The 1,828-nt window shown below is 50.1% G+C and carries 1 protein-coding gene; it reads right to left on the bottom strand.

Annotation, left to right across the window (positions count from 1 at the left end; translation table 11 throughout):
- Window positions 1-596 precede the first annotated feature (596 nt).
- Window positions 597-1,574: an HNH endonuclease gene (locus F2P44_RS34155; protein ID WP_167094512.1), complete on the bottom strand. Its 978-nt coding sequence runs from the start codon at window positions 1,572-1,574 to the stop codon at window positions 597-599.
- Window positions 1,575-1,828: the final 254 nt, after the last annotated feature.

The following is a 1,828-nucleotide window of genomic DNA, read 5'->3' as shown; positions in this document are numbered from 1 at the left end:
GCCCGCAAAAGCGATGGCGAGCCCGGCGTCAAGACCATCTGGCGAGGATTGGACCAAGTAATGACCGCAGCTCAAACATTGCAGGCACTACGGGAGGAAGGCGCCTGAGTTGTGTATAACGAGATGAGTTTTACCACCAATAGCACAAGAGTCGTCACAGCGCGGAATAGCGACGTGTTCTCAGGCAGATGCCATCTGGTCGGCGCCTCCAGGGTAGATTCGTCAACACGATCACAGAACAATTGGCAAGATCGGCTACCACGTGGCGCAACCAAGTTTCGACCACCCACACCATTTAGCTTCTCCTTCTGCTTAACGAGCATTATCGGCGGAGCGCTCGTTGCTATGACAGCAAAGTGTAGCGACTCGCGTTTGAAAATGGCCAGGCTCGCATTCGATGGGTTTTCCGGCTTGAATTAACTGAAAATGACCGTATGGCCGTACTCACGCTACTTGCAAATGTGCTTGCAATCGACCGCGCCAGCGCGCATTCGAAAGCCGCATGCTTCCACGACCTGCAAAAGAAGTGTATATGTTGACAGGCAGCTTCCGCACCCCAAAGAGAAAACTGATCCAACTCGCAGACGGGGAGCACTCTACACACTGCCGCTTTTGTAATGCTTTTCGAACATATTGGCACGGTGCCATGCAAGCGACGGAAGAATATCGTCGTGCTTTGGAAAAAGGCGCTGGCCTGGGCTGACGCCAAAAGCCACCTGATCAAGTAGCGTCAACCGTTTGCTGATGATGATTTGGAACCGATCATCGAATGTTATATATCCCGCGTCAAAGAGACGATCAACGCTAGATGCCAATAAGAGACCATTACTAGGATTGAGCCGCTGGCCTATGGTGGCGCACTGGCTCCAAGGAATAATGTGAGATGCAATAAGCAAACGTAGATTCCCAGATTTTGTAACTGCACATTTTCTATTCCAGCGTTCTAGTAACCTAGTGCGAAACAATCCTTGTCCGACGCGAGCTTTTATAAGCGCCTTTCTTTCGGTGTGGCTCAAGTTCTCATCATTCTCAATTATTGCTATTTCCTGCGAGAGTGCTAGAGCCGTCAGTTCGTCTTCAGTCAATGGGATATGCGCTGGAATAAGGCCCCGACGCAATTGGATGTCTCCACTAAATCCGTCGAAGGCTTCGACAAACCAAGGCATAGGATCCAACATCCTGCCTTCAGCATGCTCGGCATCTCCCTTTTTGCCAACATCCTTTCCCAGAATGATCACTCGCACGGGTCTCCTGTCCCGGTAAGCAGCGTACGTCGTACTGTGGAATTTCCCGGCTTTATTCGCGCGGTTGGTATGGCGTGCCTTCTCGGCTGCGGAAAAGCCAGGTCGATTGCGCCTTGCGCGTGCCTCATTAGCCACCTTTTGCAGGTTTTGATGAACGTAAATTCCCGTTTCATCCAGCTCTATTTCATGCAACCAGATGCAAAGAACAACCACACTCTCGTCAATAAATGACCAGAATGAGTTTTTATAGGAATTAGCATTTGGGTTCGCGAGCAGCTCTCCGTCTTTGCCATACGCCCAATCTGAAACGTTCAGCCCGGCGCTAATCAAGAGTTCGCGAACCGGTGGAGATCCTACCGGCTCAAGATCTACTACCGTAATACCGGTTGTCGTGTCCAGATTTTTTTCATAGTGCTCTTAATAAGTATCAATATTCACCAACGTTAGGTGAAGAATAGTGAGCCTCTTGCAAAACTAGCGGAACGGATGAAAATTGCTTGGCAGCGCAAGCGAAAAGGTGGGGGTGGGCGCCCATTTCTGGCATGATTTAGTTTCTAACGCTTAATCAAAACGCCCACACCATG

Source organism: Massilia frigida, assembly GCF_011682175.1.
Classification (GTDB): domain Bacteria; phylum Pseudomonadota; class Gammaproteobacteria; order Burkholderiales; family Burkholderiaceae_D; genus Telluria_A; species Telluria_A frigida.
Note: the sequence above shows the minus strand (reverse complement) of the source record. Positions and strands in the feature narration are given on the sequence as shown.